The 21,652-nt window shown below is 46.1% G+C and carries 14 protein-coding genes and 2 rRNA genes; 10 read left to right on the forward strand and 6 right to left on the reverse strand.

Annotation, left to right across the window (positions count from 1 at the left end):
* Together VLX91_12135 and rrf are read left to right on the forward strand one after the other, a co-directional pair.
* Positions 1-413 (forward strand): 23S ribosomal RNA (locus tag VLX91_12135); the annotation flags it as partial.
* A 136-nt stretch (positions 414-549) separates the two neighbouring features.
* Positions 550-666: ribosomal RNA gene (gene rrf, locus VLX91_12140) — 5S ribosomal RNA — on the forward strand.
* Positions 667-736: 70 nt separating this feature from the next.
* On the opposite strand, the gene VLX91_12145 is transcribed toward rrf, so the two are convergent.
* Positions 737-2,743, reverse strand: a complete 2,007-nt coding sequence (locus VLX91_12145) for an ATP-binding cassette domain-containing protein (GenBank protein ID HUI30956.1) — start codon at positions 2,741-2,743, stop codon at positions 737-739.
* A 203-nt stretch (positions 2,744-2,946) separates the two neighbouring features.
* Between VLX91_12145 and VLX91_12150 the strand changes: the two genes are divergently transcribed.
* On the forward strand, positions 2,947-3,462 hold the full coding sequence (locus VLX91_12150) for a GNAT family N-acetyltransferase (GenBank protein HUI30957.1): 516 nt from the start codon (positions 2,947-2,949) through the stop codon (positions 3,460-3,462).
* On the opposite strand, the gene VLX91_12155 is transcribed toward VLX91_12150, so the two are convergent.
* Positions 3,409-5,499 carry a M28 family metallopeptidase gene (locus tag VLX91_12155; protein ID HUI30958.1) on the reverse strand — a complete coding sequence of 697 codons (2,091 nt, stop codon included), beginning with the start codon at positions 5,497-5,499 and terminating at the stop codon, positions 3,409-3,411. The two genes, VLX91_12150 and VLX91_12155, sit on opposite strands and share 54 nt — an antisense overlap.
* Before the next feature lie 189 nt (positions 5,500-5,688).
* Between VLX91_12155 and VLX91_12160 the strand changes: the two genes are divergently transcribed.
* The 3 genes from VLX91_12160 to VLX91_12170 are packed head-to-tail and all read left to right on the forward strand — an operon-like array spanning position 5,689 to position 10,697.
* The gene (locus VLX91_12160; protein ID HUI30959.1) at positions 5,689-6,426 is read left to right on the forward strand and encodes a TetR/AcrR family transcriptional regulator; all 738 of its coding nucleotides are present in this window, start codon (positions 5,689-5,691) and stop codon (positions 6,424-6,426) included.
* A 2-nt stretch (positions 6,427-6,428) separates the two neighbouring features.
* Complete coding sequence (locus VLX91_12165; GenBank protein ID HUI30960.1) at positions 6,429-7,493, forward strand: efflux RND transporter periplasmic adaptor subunit; 1,065 nt, start codon at positions 6,429-6,431, stop codon at positions 7,491-7,493.
* Between the two features lie 36 nt (positions 7,494-7,529).
* Positions 7,530-10,697, forward strand: coding sequence for an efflux RND transporter permease subunit (locus VLX91_12170; protein ID HUI30961.1), 3,168 nt, complete (start codon positions 7,530-7,532; stop codon positions 10,695-10,697).
* 38 nt (positions 10,698-10,735) lie between these two features.
* Here VLX91_12170 and VLX91_12175 read toward each other — a convergent pair whose 3' ends face one another.
* Complete coding sequence (locus tag VLX91_12175) at positions 10,736-10,882, reverse strand: hypothetical protein (GenBank protein ID HUI30962.1); 147 nt, start codon at positions 10,880-10,882, stop codon at positions 10,736-10,738.
* 284 nt (positions 10,883-11,166) lie between these two features.
* Between VLX91_12175 and VLX91_12180 the strand changes: the two genes are divergently transcribed.
* The 3 genes from VLX91_12180 (at position 11,167) to VLX91_12190 (ending at position 14,585) form a co-directional block, all read left to right on the forward strand.
* Positions 11,167-12,177 (forward strand): glycosyltransferase family 2 protein, encoded by a 1,011-nt coding sequence (locus VLX91_12180; protein ID HUI30963.1) that lies wholly within the window; start codon positions 11,167-11,169, stop codon positions 12,175-12,177.
* 126 nt (positions 12,178-12,303) lie between these two features.
* Positions 12,304-13,392, forward strand: coding sequence for a glycosyltransferase family 9 protein (locus VLX91_12185; protein ID HUI30964.1), 1,089 nt, complete (start codon positions 12,304-12,306; stop codon positions 13,390-13,392).
* Between the two features lie 56 nt (positions 13,393-13,448).
* Positions 13,449-14,585 carry a glycosyltransferase gene (locus VLX91_12190; protein HUI30965.1) on the forward strand — a complete coding sequence of 379 codons (1,137 nt, stop codon included), beginning with the start codon at positions 13,449-13,451 and terminating at the stop codon, positions 14,583-14,585.
* A 138-nt stretch (positions 14,586-14,723) separates the two neighbouring features.
* Here VLX91_12190 and VLX91_12195 read toward each other — a convergent pair whose 3' ends face one another.
* Positions 14,724-17,219 carry a YfhO family protein gene (locus VLX91_12195; GenBank protein ID HUI30966.1) on the reverse strand — a complete coding sequence of 832 codons (2,496 nt, stop codon included), beginning with the start codon at positions 17,217-17,219 and terminating at the stop codon, positions 14,724-14,726.
* 80 nt (positions 17,220-17,299) lie between these two features.
* Complete coding sequence (locus VLX91_12200; protein HUI30967.1) at positions 17,300-18,148, reverse strand: class I SAM-dependent methyltransferase; 849 nt, start codon at positions 18,146-18,148, stop codon at positions 17,300-17,302.
* A gap of 586 nt (positions 18,149-18,734) precedes the next feature.
* Here VLX91_12200 and VLX91_12205 point away from each other — a divergent pair.
* Positions 18,735-20,036 (forward strand): two-component regulator propeller domain-containing protein, encoded by a 1,302-nt coding sequence (locus VLX91_12205; GenBank protein HUI30968.1) that lies wholly within the window; start codon positions 18,735-18,737, stop codon positions 20,034-20,036.
* Between the two features lie 398 nt (positions 20,037-20,434).
* Here the strand turns inward: VLX91_12205 and VLX91_12210 are convergent, their stop codons facing one another.
* Entirely contained in the window at positions 20,435-21,562 is a 1,128-nt protein-coding gene (locus VLX91_12210; protein HUI30969.1) for a glycosyltransferase family 9 protein, read from the reverse strand.
* Positions 21,563-21,652 lie beyond the last annotated feature (90 nt).

A 21,652-nucleotide genomic window follows, 5' to 3' on the forward strand; every position in this document is an offset into this window, starting at 1 on the left:
CTCGATGTCGGCTCATCGCATCCTGGGGCTGTAGGAGGTCCCAAGGGTTTGGCTGTTCGCCAATTAAAGCGGTACGTGAGCTGGGTTCAGAACGTCGTGAGACAGTTCGGTCCCTATCTGATGCGGGCGTAGGAAACTTGAAGGGTGTCGCTCTTAGTACGAGAGGACCGGAGTGAACGGACCCATAGTGTACCAGTTGTCGCGCCAGCGGCACGGCTGGGTAGCTATGTCCGGAAGGGATAAGCGCTGAAAGCATCTAAGCGCGAAACCCACCCTAAGATGAGGTTTCCCTTTTTCCGCCGCAAGGCGGAGAACTTAAGACCCCTTGAAGATTACAAGGTTGATAGGCTGCAGGTGTAAGCACAGTAATGTGTTCAGCCGAGCAGTACTAATAGGTCGTGAGACTTAACCTAATCTTTTATTGAGATTAGAGAGACGCCAGATACAAATGAGAAATGCTTTTAGTTCTCCTGCATGGTGTACCATCATGTAGGACTTCCCGATTGTCACAAGTTTGCGAAGCAAATCCCGCGCTTCGCGGAGATTTTTTCCGGTAACTATATCGAGGGGGAAACACCCGTTCCCATTCCGAACACGGCAGTTAAGCCCCTCAGAGCCGATGGTACTCGATGGGTAACTGTCCGGGAGAGTAGGTCGTTGCCGGGAGTATTTTAGAAACCCCGTTCAAATGAACGGGGTTTCTTGTTTTTGTTCAGAACGAAAATGTAATAGACTTTTATGAGGGAAAACTTATCCTTTCAATCTCTTCCGTCAATTTTCCCCACCGGAAATATTTGTCTTCCAGCTTTACTTCAAGCTCTTTGTACTCAACGGAAATCTTCTTTGCTTCATCACCATGTTTGTAAAACTCTGGATCTGCCATCATTGTCTCGATTTCTTTTCTTCGATTCTCCATCCGTGATATTTCCTCTTCGACCACTTTCAATTCTTCTTTCAGAGGCTGCAACCTTTTCGATAGCTCATTTCTTCTCTTCGCTTCAGTTCGGCGCCGTTCCTTACTAGACAACTCGGCATTTTGATCGCTACCGTTTCCCGTTTCGCCTTCTTCAACTCTTCTTGCTTCTGACTTCTCTGCCTCTTGTCCCGTCCAAAAATTTGTATGTCGAGATCCCGCTTCGCGTGATTTCCTTTTATGGAGATAGTCGCTCACATTTCCAGGGAAGACTCTTACTTTCCCATGACTGAACTCTGCGACTTTATTAACGATTGGATCCAGGAAAGCCCGGTCGTGAGACACAATAATGTAAGTCCCTTCGAATTCTTTCAGGGCATCCTGCAGTACTTTCTTCGATTTCATATCGAGATGATTCGTGGGCTCGTCCATGATTAGAAAGTTCGCGGGCTGCAAAAGCATCTTTGCGAGTGCAAGTCTGCTCTTTTCTCCGCCGGATAAAACTGAAACTTTCTTGAAAACGTCGTCGCCATGAAATAGAAAAGCGCCGAGTATAGTCCGCAACTTCGTCCGTATTTCTCCGGTCGCTACACTGTCAACAACTCCCAATGCATCGCTTGAAAGATCCAATTCTTCAGCCTGATGTTGCCCGAAGTACGAGGTGATGACATTATATCCGGCTTTGATTTCACCGGAATCAAATGGCTCAACTCCAGCCAGCATTCTCACGAAAGTAGATTTACCTGCCCCGTTCACTCCGACGACCGCAATTCGGTCACCACGTTCAATTGTAAAGCTCAGCCCGTTGAAAACTTTTTTCTCGCCGTAGTTTTTGTGGACATCTTTGACCTCGATGACAACGCTTCCGCTCTGCCGAGCTGGAGGAAAATGGAAGTGTATTTCCTCTTCAGTGTCTTCGATTTCGATGAGATCGATCTTCTCTAATTGCTTTAACCGGCTCTGCACTTGGCGCGCTTTCGTCGCCTTGTATCTGAATCGCTCAATGAATTGCTGTGTCTGCTTTATCTGCTGCTGCTGGTTCTTGTACGCATTCAACTTCTGTTCTCGGCGGATTTCCTTTTCTTTTTCGTAGAATGAATAATTGCCGGAGTATTCTTCCAGTCTCCCGAGACTTAGTGCCCACGTCCGTTTTGTGAGATTATCTAAAAAAGCCCTGTCATGCGACACAAGGACAACTGCGCCGTTGTATGAGGTGAGCTTTTCTTCGAGCCACTGAAGTGTCTCAATGTCCAAATGATTAGTCGGCTCGTCGAGGAGGAGTACCGACGGCTCCTTAAGAAGAAGCTTTGCCATCTCTATTCGCATTTGCCAGCCGCCGCTGAACTCATCCGTCTGACGTTGAAAATCTTCCGACGAGAAACCCAGCCCGACCAATACCTGTTCAATCTTCGATTTCATTCGAAACGCGTCAAGGTCTTCAAACTTATGCTGGAGTTCACCGAGCACCTCAAGGGTATCAAAATATTCTTCAGAGGCAGGGTCTAGTTCACTAAGTCGGGCCTGTGCTTCCTCCAGCTCTTGTCGAACCAATAACACATCCTCGAAGGCAGTCTCCGCTTCCGCGTAAAGAGTTTTGCCAGATGATGCGATGCCTTCTTGGGGCAGGTAACCGACGTTCACATAGTGGGCTTTATTGATAGAACCAGTGTCAGGTTCGGAAATCGAAGCGATAATCTTCAAAAGTGTAGACTTCCCGGCTCCATTTGGTCCGACTAATCCGATCCGGTCATGTGCGCCGATAGTGAACGACACATCGCGAAAGAGGTACCGATCTCCGAACTGTATGGTTATGTTACTAGCGTTTAACAAATCTCATTTGGTTTTGAGAAATAAAATATAATCATTAAGTCCTCAAGATAGGAAGGCGAATTCATCTTAGCGCCGATCTTCGCTATTTGGATCCGGCGCCCTGGTTTGCACTAAGATGTCCAGTGGCTATCTTTTGATAGACAAACCTATATCGTAGATGATGTTGTATTGTTATTGCCACAAAAGGGAAAGGAGAGGACAGGATGATTCGAGTTGCCAGGGCAAAGGATGCGGAATCTATTGCAGGTCTCTGCGCTCAGTTAGGGTATAAAACGTCAAGTGAAGAAGTGGAATTGCGGTTGAACGAAGCTTTGAAGGACGGTCATAGTGCGGTCTACTCGGCTGATTTTGACGGCAAAATTCTCGGATGGCTCCAGGCGGCAAGCAGTCAAACGATTGAGTCCGGCAGGTGTGCCGAGATCACCGGGCTTGTGGTTGACAAAGCTGCTCGAGGTAAGGGCATCGGACGGAGTCTTGTCCAACAGGCTGAGGAATGGGGAAGAATGATGGAGCAGAAAAATATCAGGGTTCGAACGAACATTAAGAGAAAAGATGCGCCTCTATTTTATCGAGCCCTCGGATTTAATGAAGTCAAAAAACAATTCGTCTTTGATAAATCCGTTGTAAGCCTGCAGCAGTTTAATCCTCCGGTTGGCCTGAATGAGTCACTCGCTTGTTTCCCTTGCGATCCGGTCCTCGATCAGAGTTGCATTTTTTAGTACGTCATCGAGAATGCTCAATTCTTCTTTTAGTTTTTCCGCGTCTTTTTTCTCAATAGCACGTGAGACCCCCGGCAACGGCTGACTCGCGTAACCCGTGTAAGACCCCGGTGCATAGATCTGATGCTTGAACCACGGACTCTGTGGCAAACCTTCTTTGTCTGTAAAGGTGCGCTCCACCTCCATCATGGATGAATTTATTTTCGAGTAGTTGTTCAACTTTCGGATGGCGAGAAGGGAGTCTGCGTTGTCCGCAGCCTTCTCAAATTCGAGAGCCGCATCTATAGTCGCTTTGAAATCCACAGACTTAAGATTCTCTTCTTCATCAGCCTTCTTACTAAGCTCATGAACATACTTTTGAATCTGTTTTGCATAATCGGAGTAGCTGAACGGCAACAGAGAGTCGTCGGCGAGTCGGATGGCAGCAACGCCTAGAAGCTTTGCTACGGTCGCATGGTATTGAAACGTCGGGTCTCCCCAGTGTTCCATCCAATAGAAATTGTCGAGTGCTGAATGATAGACACCGTAGGGACCTCCGAAGCCAAAATCGAATGATGGGACCCCGATATGATCCAGGAAAACCGTAAAGTCCGACCCGCTGCCGAGCCTACCAAGTGTCGTCATCGCTGTGTCAGGGACGGCATCATGCTTTTCGAAATACGATTTGTTCTGACTGATGTACCAGGCATCAAACACACTCTTTTGCGTCTTTGGGTCACTAACACTTTTTGTGATGTCCATGATAAATCGGTCAAGCGATGGGACTGCGTTCGCGCCGAAATTAATCCCGCTGACAGGTGCGTCAATGTTTATGTACACCACCGCGTCTTTTGCGAGTTCATCTTCGTTTTGCTCTCCCCACTCGGTGGAGCCGATTAGTCCGTATTCCTCACCGTCCCATGAGCATAGCGTTATTGATCTCTCCGGTTTCCAGCCTTCCTTCAGAAGTTGTCCAAACCCGCGTGCAGTTTCAAGCATCGACGCCGTTCCGCTGTTCGGGTCGACTGCTCCGAACACCCAAGCGTCGCGGTGATTTCCGATGATTACTTTCTCATCGGGATATTTCTGCCCCTCGATCGTTCCAATCACGTCCCATATCGGTCTGATCGCGTAGTCCATCTCAATTTTCATCTTGACTTCTGCCGGGCCTGGTCCGATATGATAAGCGAATGGTAAGCCACCTTGCCAATCGTGTGGCACGACGGATCCCGCAAGATTGCTGAGAATTTTATCGGCATTGCCGTATGAAATCGGAAGACATGGAATGTGCGGAAGGTCGGTGACATCGGCAAGGGGAATTCTCCTGGCATCCTTTGTGGATGCATAGCCGGGGGTGAGCGGATCTCCAGGGTAGACCGTCAGGTCCTGTATGCTGCCCCGCTGTACTGCATCCCATGGACGCATCGGCCCGCGCGGATATATGTCCCCTAGATCGTAGCCATCGTCTTGCGGGTCGGAATATATGATTACTCCAGCCGCGCCGTGCTCCTCCGCCACTTTTACTTTTATCCCACGAAAACTTTTTCCGTACCTCACGAGCATTATTTTGCCCTTAAAAGATATTCCCAATTTTTCCAGATAATCGTAATCCTCCGGCAAACCGTAATTGGCGTAAATAATTTGTCCTGAGAGATCTCCATTCGGTGAGTATGCATTGAAAGGAAGCACCGCATTCGAATTATAGCTGTCTTTGTCCCATGACCATCCTTTTTCCTCTAAATCGAATTTGAACTCTTCCGGTGCGGTCATCTCAAGCTCCTGGGACTTCGGATAAGGGAGATAGACATAATAAGTGAGAATCCGGGAGTTGATCCCATATTCTTTGAAGCGATTGTTTACAAATACCGCAAGCTCGCTGTCGTCCGGACTCCCGGCGATGTGAGGCTGCTGAGTGAGAATAAAAAGATTTTTCCTGCAGCTGTCGGGATTTGGGATACCCAAAAACTGGGTCTCGATGTTTCTACTTGTTTGTCCGTAAGCGAGCATCGCGGGAAAGATCAGACCTGTCACGATTAAAAGGGAATTGTATTTGAACATCTGGGCTGGCTCCTATTTGAATAATTAGAACAAAATTATTGACACGAATGAACAAATCCAACCCTTTCGAAACTTTACCGTTCCATTTAACGTAGTTACACTTGATTTACTCGAATCTAGTCGATTATCTTAGGTGTATAAACTGACTATCAGTCAGTAGTCGTGAATTACTTCAAGTCTGGAGAATTTATGGGAATACACGAGCGCAAAGAGCGCGAGAAGCAAATGCGGAGAGACCTTATCTTGAAAGCTTCGGAGGAGGTGTTCTTCGAAAAGGGTCTTAGAGCGACTACGCTTGATGAAATCGCCGAAAGAGCGGAAGTAAGTAAAGGAACAATATATTTATACTTCGCGAGCAAGGAGGACCTTTACTTTTCTTTGATGACTAAAGGCCTTTCCATGCTGCTGAAAGTCTTTGAGGATACGGATCCTGATGAATCGGATCCTCAAAGTGCCCTTGTCCATTTTGGTGTTGCCTATCAGAAGTTCAGCGATGAACAATCTTATCTTTTCAAGATGCTGGCTGTGGTAGAGAACCCCGCAGTAAATGAGCAAGTGTCGCCAGGTGTGCTGTCCGAGCTCGAGAGGATGAGCGATAAGGTGTTGAGTTATGTTTCGAAGTTCGTGCAAAAGGGAATCGATGCTGGTACATTTCGAACTGATCTGACTCCTTATGAAGCTGTGATTCTTTTTTGGGTTTCTCTAAGCGGCATTCTCAATTTGAAAATGCGTGCAGCAGCTATGCACGATATCGAGCACATCAATAAGGATTCTGTGTTGCACGGGGTTGACTATGATTTGCTATATAAAAAAGGAATGGACTTCTTAATGAATTTTCTCGTGGGCCATGATTCCCGAAATGTCGTGCTTAACAGAGTCTCTAAAAAGACTAGAAGAACTTTAAATCCTGTAAAGGGGGATAAGTGAAAATGAAATCGCGAAGATCAATTCTGGTTGTCGTGATATCGGTGCTTCTTATTGGAACAATAATTGTGCTCAGGCTTCGCTCGCACGCGATGGTGGATGGAGACGCCGGGTCTTCAACAATTGCTGTGACCGTCTCAAAAGCGGAACCCGGCTCTGTTACAAACAAAATTAACGTCACGGGAGCTCTTGAAGGTGTCCATGAGACTGATATTATTTCAGAGACAAGTGGTAAGATTACAAAGATCAATGCCGAGATCGAAGCATATGTCTCTGTAAATTCCAGTGTCGCTGAAGTAGAAAACGATCTGCAGGAAATTGCAGTGGAGGCGGCACATATAAACAGTGACAAGGCAGCAGCAGACTTAAAACGCGTAAGAAATTTGTTCACTCAGAACGCGGTTTCGGAAACGCAGTTTGAGAATGCGGAGGTTGGAGCAAAAGCTGCATTGGCGCAGTTGAAGCTCGCACAGAAAAATTATGATAATACATTCTTGAGGACCCCGATTGCCGGCAGACTCGCGCAAAAATTCGTGGTGGTCGGCCAGATGATAACGCCGGGTACTAAAGTAGCCACCGTTGTCGATGATAGCCGCATGAAGTTAAAAGTAGGCATCCCGGAAAATTACGTATCTTTTGTGAAACCTGGCAGTGATGTACAGGTAACTTCGGATGCAGTTCCAAATCTAATTTTTTCAGGAACGATAAAGACGATTGCCCTTAAAGCCGATCCTCAGACGAGAACTTTTCAGGCCGAAATCGAACTGCTGAACGACCGCAACAGGTCACTGAAAAGCGGAATGTTTGCCAAGGCTGAGATCGCGACATCTGATGGAGGCGTAGCATCGCTTGTCATCCCGGCCGTTGCAATAATTGAGTCGAACGGGAATTCTCCGGCGGTATTTGCCGTGAAAGATTCTGTTGCTTCATTGAAACACGTTACCCTGGGACGGCGAAATGATTCCGTTGTCGAAGTTTTATCCGGGTTGACTTGTGAGGATCTGGTCGTGAGTTTTGGCCAACAGAATCTGAAGGATGGCACAAAGGTTAAGTACAATGTGGAGAACTGAAAGATTTTCACACTGCAGCTAGGGAGTTGAGTCACAATGAGACTTACGGAAATTGCAATAAAAAGACCCGCTTTCATTACAATGGTGTTCGTTGCGTTGGCGGTGCTCGGAATATATTCTTACAATCAGATGGGTGTAGACCTCCTGCCGAAAACCGACTGGCCCATTGTCACCGTGGTAACCGTTTATCCGGGAGCAGGTCCAAAGGAAGTGGAGAACGATATCTCCAAACCTCTCGAAGATGGATTAAGTTCACTCAATAACATAGACAATATTCGCTCTTATTCGAGAGAGAATGTTTCAATTGTTGTCGTGCAGTTTGGATTCAGCACGGATCTGAATACCGCTGTGAACGATGTACAGAGAAATGTGGACATGATCCGGGCGACACTGCCAAAAGAAGCGGAAGCTCCAAAGATTCAAAAAGCTGATCTCAACTCATTCCCGATAGTGAGAGTTTCCGCCGAGGCATCCATGGAACCAACGGTGCTGTATCAATTCATAAAGGACCGCGTACAGCCTGCACTTGAACAGGTACCTGGGGTAGCGACAATTAATTTGGTCGGCGGAAAACAGCGTGAAATCAGGGTAGAGGTCGAGAACTCTCGACTCAGAGCGTATAATATTTCACTGATGCAGGTAGCCCAGGCGTTGGGAGCCGACAATCTGGATTTTCCTGCCGGAACTATCACTGACGATAACCGCGAGTTTACGGTCAGGCTCTCTGGAAAATTTCAAACCCTCGACCAACTACGAAACATGGTGATCGCATCGACTTCTCAGGGTGTAGTTCATTTGAGCGACATTGCAGATGTGAAAGACACCTATAAAAAAACTGATCAGACGTTCAGCAGAATTGCTGGCATGTCCGCTATCGGCTTGATTATCCAGAAAACGTCTGATGCAAATTCTGTTCAGACTAGCGATGGTGTGCAAAAGGAGCTGAAGAATCTTGAGAAGGTATACTCGGACCGAAGTCTGAAATTCACAGTTGCACAGGATATCACCTCGTTCACAAGGAACTCGATAAGCGAGGTGAAGAGAGATCTCGGCCTGGCGATACTGATGGTCGCGATTACGCTTTTCCTCTTTCTGCATTCGGTGCGCAATTCTCTGATTGTCCTGCTGTCGATACCGACGTCTCTCGTCAGCACATTTGTATTCATGTACGCAATGGGGTTCACGATCAATCTTGTTTCCACTATGGGTTTGGCGCTTGTGATTGGAATTCTTGTCGATGATTCCATAGTCGTTCTCGAGAATATTCACAGGCACATGGAGAAGGGCGAGAACAAGAAGACTGCTGCGATAAATGGACGGAGCGAGATTGGATTTGCGGCAATTGCCATTACTCTTGTCGACGTTGTTGTGTTTCTTCCGATTGCAATGGTTGGCGGACTCGTTGGAAAAATTTTCAGAGAGTTCGGGTTGACCATCGTCGTTTCAACTTTAATCTCGTTGTTCGTATCATTTACATTGACTCCGATGCTTGCCTCGAAATGGTCGAAACTCACTAATTATGACCAGATTACTTTTGTCGGCAGGTTCATAATTTGGTTTGAGAACTTCCAGAAACGTCTTGATGCTGGATATAGAAAGCTTCTCGACTGGGCGCTGGGAAAGAGAAAAACCGTGCTGGCGATCAGCGGGGCTGCCTTGCTTATCAGTCTGCTCCCGCTTCCACTCCACCTGATTGGTTCCGAATTCATGACGCAAGCGGACAGAGGAGAGTTTGCGCTGATCATCGAGATGCCGGTTGGAACTCCAATTGAGAAGACCGACGCCACTATCGCTGCGATCGAAAATCAGTTGAAGAAGGATCCTAACATAGAGCAATACTTCAGCACGGTCGGTATGTCGGAACAAATGTTTTCCAAGTCCACGACCCCGAACTTAGGACAAATTCAAATTAGACTTGTACCTTCGTGGAAACGCAAAGTCAGCACCGGGCAAGAGATGGCTTTCGTCAAAAGCATTGCGGACAATTATCCGGGAGTAGCAGGAAGGGCAAGCGTAATTGGAATGTGGGGCACCGCCAATTACTCGCCTCTGGAAGTGGAAATTCAGGGTGCTGACCTTTCGGAAGTAGTGGCAGCCTCCCAACAGATATCGGATGTCATGGCGAAGACGGATGGAGTTACCGACGTCAAAAGCACATGGGAAAACGCGCGACCGGAATTACAGGTGGTTGTGGACCGCGAAAAGGCGGCTTCATTTGGACTGACACTTGGCGACGTGGCAGCGGTACTCCAGACTGCTGTTCAGGGAAATGTTATTACGAAATATAGCGACAACGGAACGGACTATGATGTAAGATTGCAGCTCGCCGAACGGGACAGAAATCAAGCCTCAGATCTGGGAACTCTCACCCTGATGACAAGAACCGGGAGACAGATTTATCTCAATCAAATTGCAGATGTAATCAGTGGAAATGGCCCTGTCGAGATTGACAGAAAAGATCGAGAACGATTGGTCACAATTCTTGGCAACCTGACGGGTTCCAGAAGTTTGGGCGATGCGACGCGCGACATACAGGCCGGCATCGCTTCGTTGAACCTTCCACCGCGAATCAGGGTGTTCTTCGGCGGTGATAACGAAAACATGTCGGACATGTTCCGGGACATGATGCTTGCTTTGGGAATGGCGGTTCTCTTTGTCTATATGATCATGGTCTCGTTGTTTGAATCTTATGCGCATCCGTTCACAATAATGTTTTCACTACCCGTCGCGCTGGTCGGCGGGTTCGTGGCACTTTTCCTGACAGGACAGACCCTGAACACTTTTTCGATGATAGGATTGATCATGTCGATGGGACTCGTGACGAAAAATGCGATCTTATTAGTGGATTATACGAACACACTTCGTTCGCGCGGTTACAGAATGATCGATGCGATCCTGGAAGCTGGACCGACGAGGTTGCGTCCGATTATTATGACGACTGCGACTATGGTTCTTGGAATGCTGCCGCTTGCGCTTGGACTGGGTGCGGGTTCGGACCTTCGACAGAGTATGGCGATAATTGTTATCGGCGCTTTGATCAGCTCAACATTGTTGACTTTGATACTTGTGCCTGTGATGTATACTTACGTTGATGGCTTGAAGATGAAATTCCCGGCGCTCTTCAGGGAAGTGAAGTGGCTCTCTATGCTTAAAGGCAAACCGCGCCCGCAATACGCCGAGTCATTAGTGAGCGCAGGAAAATGATTGCAGTTTTGATCAGAGGTTAGTCGGAAGGACTACTATTATCCGTAAATATTTTGTTCGTCGTATTCTTTTATGAAAAAATTCCTGCCGGATTTGCCCGAACCACCATTAACAAGAGCAAAAACGAAAACGAGAGCAGCAATCGGCAGAAAAATCAAACCGATGATTTTCAGAAACTTGCCCATTTCCACTTCAACCTTTTATTTCGATTGTTTGCATTCAGAATGTGAACTCCGTCTAATAGAAGACTAAACAAGCAATTAGAGTTCTCAACTTTTTATTTGATCAAATTTAAAGCCAAATATTCAATCAATCAAGGTTTCATTCGTTTTGTCGCCGGTATTTCCACCCACTATGTGCTTTTTATCACAACTTTTTAATTCAAAACGACGATATCATTATTCCTCTGCCAAATCCGGTTCGTTGCATCTTTGACCCCGCAGGGCTATTTTGAAAGAAAGATCGCAAAATGAGTGACAGCTACCAAAAAACAAATGAATTCAAAGTCCGTCAACACGGAAATATGCCTGAGCGGGACAGGCCGCCGAGAAGGATCGATATTTCAATCGTAGTTCCCCTATATAACGAGGAACAATCGTTGATGCCGCTTTCACTATCAATCAGAGATGCACTTGACCGGATGAACTATACTTATGAGGTGATTTTTGTCGATGACGGCTCGACGGACAATTCCTTAAGAGTTTTGAAAGACATACACCGGAAAAACCGCCGGTACAAGTTCATAAGTTTTCGTAAAAATTATGGCAAGTCCGCCGCGCTGTCGGTAGGATTTCAACACTCTCTCGGCCGAATTATTGTTACGATGGATGCGGATCTCCAGGATGATCCGAATGAGATACCGCATCTCGTAGAAAAATTAGAAAGCGGATATGATCTTGTAAATGGTTGGAAAAGAAAGCGGCATGATCCCATTTCAAAAACGATTCCATCCAGGTTTTTTAATTTTACGACATCGCTTCTTACCGGCATAAGACTTCGTGACTTCAACTCCGGGCTGAAAGCTTACAAACGCGAAGTAGTGCAGGATATAAAGGTCTATGGTGAGATGCACAGATTCTTGCCGGTCATGGCTCAATGGGCAGGGTATAGAATCGCAGAAATTCCGGTGATCCATCATCCGCGCAAATATGGCAAAACTAAATTTGGACTGAACAGGTTTTGGCACGGGCTTCTCGATCTGATTACGGTTCTCTTCACCACTCGATACAGCAAACGTCCCCTTCATTTTTTTGGAGTGATGGGTTTGCTGACCTCTCTTTTGGGATTTGCAATTGATCTCGAGTTGACGATAGAGTGGCTGATGGGGAAGACCGCGATCAGCAACCGTCCGCTGTTCACTGTCGGAATTGTCCTGATTATCGTGGGGATTCAGTTCGTGTCTATCGGGCTGCTCGGTGAGATGGTTACGCGAACCAATGTTAGCGAAGAATACTCGATCAAAGAAAAAGTATTCAACTGAAAATTATCAATTCTGGACGTTAGATCCCGAGTTACGCGAGTTTCTGACGCATGATAACCGTGCATAATTTCCGCAATTAATTGAGCAGCAAATTTAGGATTCAAAATCTTCCATTCATTTGGAACAATGTCTCCAGTAGAAAAGTTATTCGTAAATACTGACTGCCGTCATTATCGCGGCCACATTCCTTGCAAGCCTCACAAACTATACGGGGTTCATTGTGCCGGCTGCGATTACTACGATCCGGTGCGCGAGCGGTTATTGATCATAAAATTAGGGGCTCTCGGAGACGTAATTCGTACTACTCCTCTGCTAAGAAAAATAAAATCACTTCATCCTCAGGCCGAAATATGGTGGATAACGCACGCGCCTGAATTTCTTCCCGATGAAGTGGACCGCAAGTTGAAGTTCGAAGCGTCCTCTCTGCTTCAAATCGAAGAGACGGAATTTGATTTTCTCTTCAGCCTGGATAAAGATTACGAAGCCGCGGCTCTTGCAAATCGAGTGAAAGCAAGAGTGAAACGAGGTTTCGTTCTCCATGACGGAAAGACTTATCCTGCCGATGATTTCTCTTACCCGAAATATTTGACCGGTCTCTTCGATGATGTCAATAAGGCAAACACAAAAACCTACCTTGAAGAGATATTCGAACTTTGCGGGCTCACTTTTGGAGGGGAGAAGTATCTACTCTCTAATTTCAATACCGAAGGCTACAAATGGGATCTGAGTTTGCCGCGTCCGGTAATCGGTTTGAACACAGGGTGCGGCGGAAGATGGACGAGTCGTTTGTGGAGTGAAGACAATTGGTCACGAGTGGCGAAGACACTGAAGTCAAAAGGATATGGCGTTTTACTCCTCGGCGGTGAGCAGGAAGATGCGCGAAACAAAAGCATAGCGGCGAAAAGCGGTGCGAAATATTTCGGGTACCATCCGTTAAGGCGGTTCATAAATCTTGTCGACCAGGTCGATCTAGTCGTTACGGGCGTCACCATGGGAATGCACATAGCTATAGGACTTAGCAAAAAAATTGTCTTGATAAACAATATATTCAACAAGCACGAATTTGAATTATATGGACTCGGAAAAATCGTGGAGCCGGACAGAGAGTGCAAGTGTTTCTTTCAGCCAACGTGCGTTAACAAAGACTATTTTTGCCTCGACCATTTGCCTTGCGAGAAAGTCATAGATGCTGTCGCCGAGGTGCTGAAATTGTGATAGCGTATCTGCCGCAAAGCAACATCAAGTATCTGTGGTGATTCGTTCGCGATAATATGAAAATCGTAATCATTGGCACTGCGTATCCTCTCCGTGGTGGAATCGCGCACTATGTTTCTCTCTTATGCCGGTATCTATCCAAACATCACGAAGTCTCGGTCGTCACATTTAAAAGGCAATATCCGAAATTTTTGTTCCCCGGGAAATCGCAGGTAGAGGATCCGGTCCGTGGGAAAGTGACCGATAGCGCTGCGGTGCCGGGCATTCAGGTTATCGATACGCTGAATCCATTAACATGGTACAGAGCGGGCAAAATTGTGGCAAAGTCAAAGCCAGATTTGATAATTTTCAAATACTGGATGCCTTTTTTTGCACCTGCATTCGGCGTCATTGCGAAAGTGGCTAAGAGAAAGTCGGGATGCAAGGTGCTATTCATTTGTGATAATGTAATTCCTCATGAACGTATGCCGCTTGATAAAGCACTCACTTCGTGGCTTTTCAAGAAGGGGGACTCTTTTGTAGTGCAGTCGAAGTCGGTGGAACGGGATTTACTTTCGTTGGTTACATCCCCCAAATATAAATTTGTTCCGCATCCCGTGTATGAAATATTCGGCAAGCCGATTGAGAAAGCGGAAGCGAGACGCAAAATGGGGATCCGCGAGAATGAGAATGTGGCACTTTTCTTCGGATATATCCGGAAATACAAGGGGCTTAATGTTTTACTGGACGCAATGAAGAAAGTTCTGGGGAGAATAAACGTGAAACTTCTGGTGGTCGGTGAATTTTACGACGACAAAAGAAATTATATCCGCCAGATTGTGGAGCTCGGCTTAAAAGATAATGTGGTGGTGATCGGCGATTATGTTCCGAACGACGAAGTAGCGAAATATTTTTCGGCTTCGGACGTCGTGGTCCTGCCATATGTCGACGCAACACAGAGCGGAATCGTACAGATAGCGTACAATTTCAATAGGCCCGCGATAACGACGAACGTCGGCGGACTAGCGGAGGTCGTTTTGAATGGGAAGACGGGTATCGTGGTACGGCCGAATTCTGCGGACGAATTATCGGATGCGATAGCAAAATTTTTTCAGGAGAATCTGGGTTTGAAATTTTCCGAGGCCGTCGCGGAGCAGAAGAAATATTACTCTTGGGACAATCTCGTAAGTGCAATCGAGGAATTAGCAAAGTGATGCAGGGAAACCGAAATGTAGTAATCGGCTCCCAGCGGCTGTCTCTAAAAGATCATGGAGACGTCAGGCGGTGATCCCTTTTTTAATAGCCTGCCGCGGCGATCTCGTGTCTGTGATCTAACCTGCCTAATCGTTCGTCTATCGGGCCTCTGCCGGGGTCTTCTTCCTCTTCCTTAATAGAAGCGTGAAACCGGTCCCCACCAATCCGAGAACCAATACAATATTTGTCACGAGGCTTACACTGCGTCCGGCGTAATAAATTGTCGGATGGAAAACCAGACTCACCGTGTGATTCCCCCTCGGGATCAATATTCCTCTCAAGAAATAATCGCTCTGATAAATTTCCGCCGGCTCGCCATCAATCGTGGCTTCCCACCCTTTCGGATAGTAAATTTCGCTCAACACAAGGAAATTGTTTCCGGTGGCATTTACCTGCATTGCCATGGACTGCAATTCATAATCTGAAAATCTTACTCTCGCATCCGTGCCGGGCGCATCAATTTGAATATGCGGGTCAGTTTGGAGGTAAACCGTTTTTGACGGATCGAATGTCCCGTCACGCAGCGACTGGAGGGTCGTGAGTGCGGAGGCGACTTTGCAGTTATTGACAAAGAACGCCCGCGGTAATGCATTGTCATTTTGCAGAACAAATTGCGAACCATGAAATACGATTCGTCCTAATAAACTGTCCGGTTTGTCGGAGATGACGTATTTTACCCCGAGCAAGCGCAGGACATTCGGATTTGTTATTCCCGCCACGTCCATCATGTCCTGGTAATTCCTTAGCTTTGCTCCGGTATATCCATAGGCATTCTGCAGCTGGAAGTAGGCCAGCGTGTTTGAATACTCCGGTTGAAAGTTATGGAATTGAATGACCCTGTACAGCGTAGTGTCGCGCTGGATAAATGACACAAAATCGGGTTTTGTAAACTGCTGTTCCAATCCGGCCTTGTCGCTGTACTCCATCGGTTTTGCATCCACTCGCCAGAGATCGACAAGCAGGACGAGGGTCAGTGCCCCCAAGGCAGTCACCGTTTTCAGCTTTCCCGTTAAGTACAAATAGATTATGCCGCACGTGGCAGTGCAGATCAGCAGCGAAACATAAAGGTCACTCACCATGTTATCGAACAGAATTGGATACGCCTGCTGCGATACCTTGCGGCTGGAATCGATTATGCCGTAATAAAAGTCTTTGATGCTGCCGTTCAATGTGAGGCTCAAGAGTAAAAGTCCGGCGAAGACGCTTCCCGAAATAAAAATTCTCCTTGCAAACTGTTTGTCCGCATTCTCTCTTGCTTTGATCATCGAATCGATTCCGTAAGCCGCAAGGATCGGGATAAATATCTGCACCAGTACCAGTATCATGCTTGGAGATCGGAAGCGGTTGAAATAAGGGAAGTGATAAAACATCAAGTCGAAAAGGACCGAAAATGTATTTCCAAAAGAAAGAAGCAAAGTCACAATTATGGTGAAGAGTGAAAACTGGACGAACCTGTTCTTCCTGTTCGCCACAAACCCGATTATCGCGAGAATTATCGTGATCACTCCCATGTATTCAGGGGCAACCGTAAATGGCATCTGCCCGAAATACGTGTTGACTCTCACATCCTGGTTGCTGGAAAGTGGACCATTATAAGTGTAGTCGCCGAACCCGTAAAACGAAGGCACGAAGAATGTTGTCAACTCTCCCGGACTGAACGACCAGCTGGTAGCGTAATCATAGCTGAGCCCGGCTCCACTTTGAGCGGCTTCGTTCGAGGTCTGAACAATCGGCTGGGAGCCGCGGATGGAATATTTACTGTACTCGAGTATCGACATGTACTTATCCGAAGACATTGCAAACGCGATAACTCCTGCCGCAATAAGGATGGCGGCATTTCTCGTGAGACTCCGCAGATTTTCTTTTTTGAAGAGAGACACCACAAAATTATATAGGTAATACAAGCCTAAAGTCAAAAGTGTATAGTATATCATCTGGACATGCGAGCCTTCGAGCATCAGGTGAATTGCGATGATGAGAGCGATAAAGTAAGACCATCTGAATTTTTTCGAAAGTTCAATGATGAAGATAAAGATGTACGGAAAGAACGAGATGGTTATTATTTTCGTGCCATGTCCCACCATGATCCAAATTATGATGTTCATAGTGAAAACTGTTGCGGTGGCGGCAAAGAAAGCCGCGAACTTTCCGATTCCCAATCGCCTCAGTAAAACAAAAACTCCGGTACCAAAGAAGAAATAGAAGAGCACCGCCCATGCAACATCAATATTGCCGGTCGCGATGGAGAGTGTCCTTATTATCTCGCCGAAAAGATAGTTCGTGAGGTCGTATGCGCGCGTTCCCGCTATCATGAGGCTCGCGAACGAAGGCATTCCGCTGAAAACATAAGGTATCCAGAGCGGGAAGATGTGCTCATTGCTTGCCTCCTGCAGGTAGGTCTGGAAGCTCATTGGTGAAATGACGTCCGGGCTGACGAACACCTTCCCTTCGAAGAAAGCCTTATTGAAAAACACGACGAGCAGAACGAGAATCAGAATTATGAAAAATGGTGTTTCGTATCTTTCAGGGAGCAGTGATTTTTCCTGAGCAATAGATGCCTTGTTGAGTCTTTGCCTTTTGTCTTTTTGTGCCATTTTGCTTTTTCTCCGATGGAAGGGGTGGTGTCACCTCATTTTAATCATTGATATCGCTATCGACAGAGTGCGCTGGCTACTCAAACTTTTATCTTTTCACCTTCGTGTGCTTTGCACGCCACAACCAATAAGCCGCCGCCGCCTTTTGGGGGAAGGAAATAGTCGAGCGCCATGAAAAGGAGCGAGACAGGAAATGTGATAATGTAATAAAACGGAAGAAGAAGAAAATAAACGCTCGATTTGTTCAGAAGGGTTATAGGTGCCTTCATTACGAGCTTCCAGTAAATATTCCCTCCGAATCCGTAAGTAAAAATGATTCTTTCAACCTTGAGATTAGCGGCCTTGAGTTTTTCCGAGATATCCTGCGGCGAATATCCGTCCCTGAAATGTTCATCGATAAAACTCTCAGACTCCAAGTTTGTGGAATGTTCCTCTCCGTGGTTTGTGCCGGCCGACGGAGTAGAAATTATCACTTTGCCTCCTTCGCGCAAGACCGAGGAGAAATTCTTGAAAACCGCCGCATCGTCTTTGATATGTTCCATTACATCGACGGAAACTATCAAGTCGAATTTATAATCGAACATTCCCGGTAAGGCGTTTGATGACAGGTCGGCGACGACAAATTTTGCATTTGACAATTTCTGATCTTGAGCAAAACGATTGCACCTGTCAACCTCGGATTGAATGATATCGACACCCGTGACCTTGGCACTAAATTTTTTTGCAAGATAGTATGAATATTCTCCGGGTCCGCACCCGGCGTCGAGGACGTCCGTGAAGCCATCTGTTTTAAATATTCTCCTGATCTCTCTTTTGACGTGCCATGATCGCAACAGCATAATACCGAGCCCAAAATAGTATAATTTCCTCATCGTGTGATTGGTGCCTATCGCCGATCCTATCTTTTCTTTAATTGGCTCGTATCTCATCTTTTCTTTCCACACAGAGTTCTTCCGAATGGGTTCTTTAGGAAGGCTATGGTTTTCATCGGGCGCCTTTGACTTTCGATAAGCTTATGCTATGCGAATGGCTTTCTCTCGAACTCAGTTCTTTTGCTCCCGAAGTCAAGGCACCTCAAGCATGATGTAGTCATAAGATCGATATAAAGGTTGTCATGGCCGCGGTTCGACCGTGTATCTTCAATGTTCCATGCGTCGGATTGTCTCTCACCATCTGCTTTCAAGTGTCCACAATTTAATAATTATTGACAAAACATTTAAATTGCTGATCACTTTGAGGGGTCATGGTGCATCCCAAATAATTTTCCAACATTGAACGAACGCAGAAATATGCGGCGTATTGAGATTTTGCGAGGTGAAAGAGTTGCTTTTTTATTTGGTCTAAAGTACATTAATCGCGTCTAGGGAATTTCTATTGTGACACCGACATTCAGTACTACTGGTTTGTACCCAGCAATAATGAGAAATGTTTTTTGGACAAATTTCTCACGATTGCTTCCGTTAGTGCTGGGATGAAGTTTTTCCAATCAAAATTAGGAGAAAGGGAGCGGTTACAATGAAAAAAGTCAATTGTGCTGTTGCCGTGAGCTTCGCGCTTCTTAGCTTTTTTGTTATGATGTCTGATTGTGCCTTTTCGCAGACAACGCAATGGGTGGATTTCTATGCTACGAATTCAGGATTACCAAACAACTGGCTTGAGGGAATTTGTGTGGACAGTTCTGCGGTTGGATGGCTTGGTACTTATGGAGGAGGATTGGCGAGGTATGACGGCGCGAGTTGGACGATATACAACTCAAGTAACTGCGGTCTTTTGAGCAATGTAGTAGATGGGGTTATTAAGGATGCACAAGGGGATGTGTGGATAAGTACGTTGGGAGGAGGAATTGGCAAGTTTGATGGGACGCATTGGACGTTTTATGATAGGAGTAATTCGGGATTATCGGAAGATACTACGAGCAGTTTAGGAATAGATAGTGGGAATGTGTGGATAAGCACATATGGAGGAGGAGTCTGCAAATTTGATGGGACGCACTGGACTGTGTATAACAAGAGCAATTCAGGGCTACCGAGTGACTCTGTGATTGGCCTAGTAGCAGACGGAAATGGGAATATGTGGATGGGAACGAGCGGAGCGGGACTGGTTGAGTTTGATGGCACACACTGGACGACGTATAATACAATTAATTCCGGAATACCGGACAATGTTGTATATCATGTAGTGATAGACAGTGCTGGCAATAAGTGGATCGGAACTGAATACGGAGGCGCAGCTAAGTTCGATGGGACAAACTGGACAGTGTATAACACGAGTAATTCAGGATTGCCGACGAACAATGTCAATTGGATAACGATAGACAGTCACGGTAATAAATGGATAAGCGATTGGTATGGAGGCCTTGTAAAATATAATGACACTACCTGGACGGTGTACAACACGAGTAATTCGGGTCTGCCAACCGTACAACTGGGTACCACAAGCATTGATAAATATAACAACAAGTGGATTTGTACCACCTATGGTATGGCTATCTTTAATGAAAATGGAATAACCAGGATCGGGCTAACAGACGTCAAAAGGACTGATGAGATCCCGACATCGTTTTCCCTATCGCAAAACTATCCGAATCCGTTTAATCCATCGACGACAATCGATTTCGCCTTGCCGAAAAGCGCGCATGTTCTGCTAAGGGTCTATGATATTCTCGGAAGAGTAGTCGAAACACTGATGGATACGACAAAGCCCGCCGGGTACTATTCGGTAAGGTTCGATGGTTCGGGATTATCTAGCGGTGTCTACTTTTACAGCCTGGCGACGCAGGGTTTCAATCAGGTCAAGAAGATGATACTTGTGAAATAACCGGATGACAATAGGTGACTTCGTCCCGGCAAGATCGGGACTCCGAGAGCGTCCGAGAAATCGATGAATAATAGGGGCCGGAAGATGTGTTCGTTCATCATGTAACCCCGCCTTTGACAGCGGGGTTACCTTCATAATAATATCTATAAAATTCATAACGAGAAGATTTCCAAAGTGGATCGCAAAACTCACTTCACCAGAACAAGTTTCTTTGTTTGCACGGACGTCCCAGCTTCGATTCTATAAAAATACGTCCCGCTGCATATTGTCTGCGCCTGGACCAATGTTGCTGATGCAGGCAGAAGCGGATTCTATCCCCGGTTATCCCGCTTATGAAATTGCTAAATTTATCATCCGCAAATCTGGTGTAGGGCCAACACGTTCATATTATTATGTCGTTACGGTATATTTTGGTCCAAACGATTCTTTTTTTGTAATTCAAGTAGATAATCCAGCTTCTTCAAGACATCGCTTACTTCGATTGATTTCATAAGCGTCGAATCTTTGGGATCGACTTTCAGTTGACTTTCTGTCCTTTCGCTGCCTGTCCAGACATATTGGAATATCGGAATATTCATGGGGTATGTGACGATGGGAGGAGTCACGCCCATCAGAGCGATGGTTGGTGTACGTTGTGAAATGGCAATCTGCATCGGGCCGGTGTTGACCGAAATGAAGACATCCATCCGCTGAAACAATGCGGCCAGTTCCAGTAAAGTGGTTTTGCCAACTAGACTTATGACTTCATTTTGCGGTTTCACTTTTTCCATGATGGCGTTAACATAGTCAATGTCATTCTTAGAACCTGTGAAAACAACCTTGGCTTTGTAGTGATTGACTAGTTCGTTTGCTAGCGCGGCAAACTTTGTTTGTTCCCATCTCCGCTCCTTCCACGTTTCGCGGCAGTTTGATTGAATACCGACCAAAAGATCTGAGGCAGATACATTGCACTTGTGCAGCAATTCTGATACTCTCTCTTTGTATTCGGCCGTAACGGGGAAGATCATCTCACGCTCAATTATTTTCCACCCAAACGCTTGCTCGAAAAGCTCTACGCATTCATCAATTCGATAACGCGTTTGGGCTGTCCGCGTCGGTATTGACACACGAATATTGTTGAAGCAGCCCCTGTTGCGATAGTCATAACCGAGTCGATACCTGCCGCCGATAATCCACATAAGGAAATTTGTTCTAAGCGATGTGTTGAGTTGAAGCACCAAGTCGAACTTCTCGGCTCGGAGTCGAAAGAGTGTGCTCAGTTGTCGCAGCAAATATGTTTTGGGTATACTGTGAATACGGTCGACATAAGGATTAGTAGAAAGTATTTCTGCAGTAAATGGATATACGAGAGCATCTACCGTCACATTTGGAAGATTGTCTTTCAATGCCTTATAAACCGGTGACGAGAAGAGCATGTCACCTATGTAGTTAAGGTCAACCACAAGAATTCTGCGAACGCGATCGAGTTTCGTCGGCAGAGCATATTTGCCGATAACTTTTCCCAATATTTTTAGAAAGTATCTCATGTGAGTTTAGACGGCGCTAGTCAATGTATCACCCATATCGTCGCACAGTTCAGAAAGAATCTTCGTCTGGAAGGTGCATATTGAGTCATC

It is taken from the genome of Candidatus Acidiferrales bacterium (assembly GCA_035515795.1).
Taxonomy (GTDB): Bacteria; Bacteroidota; Ignavibacteria; order Kryptoniales; family JAKASW01; genus JAKASW01.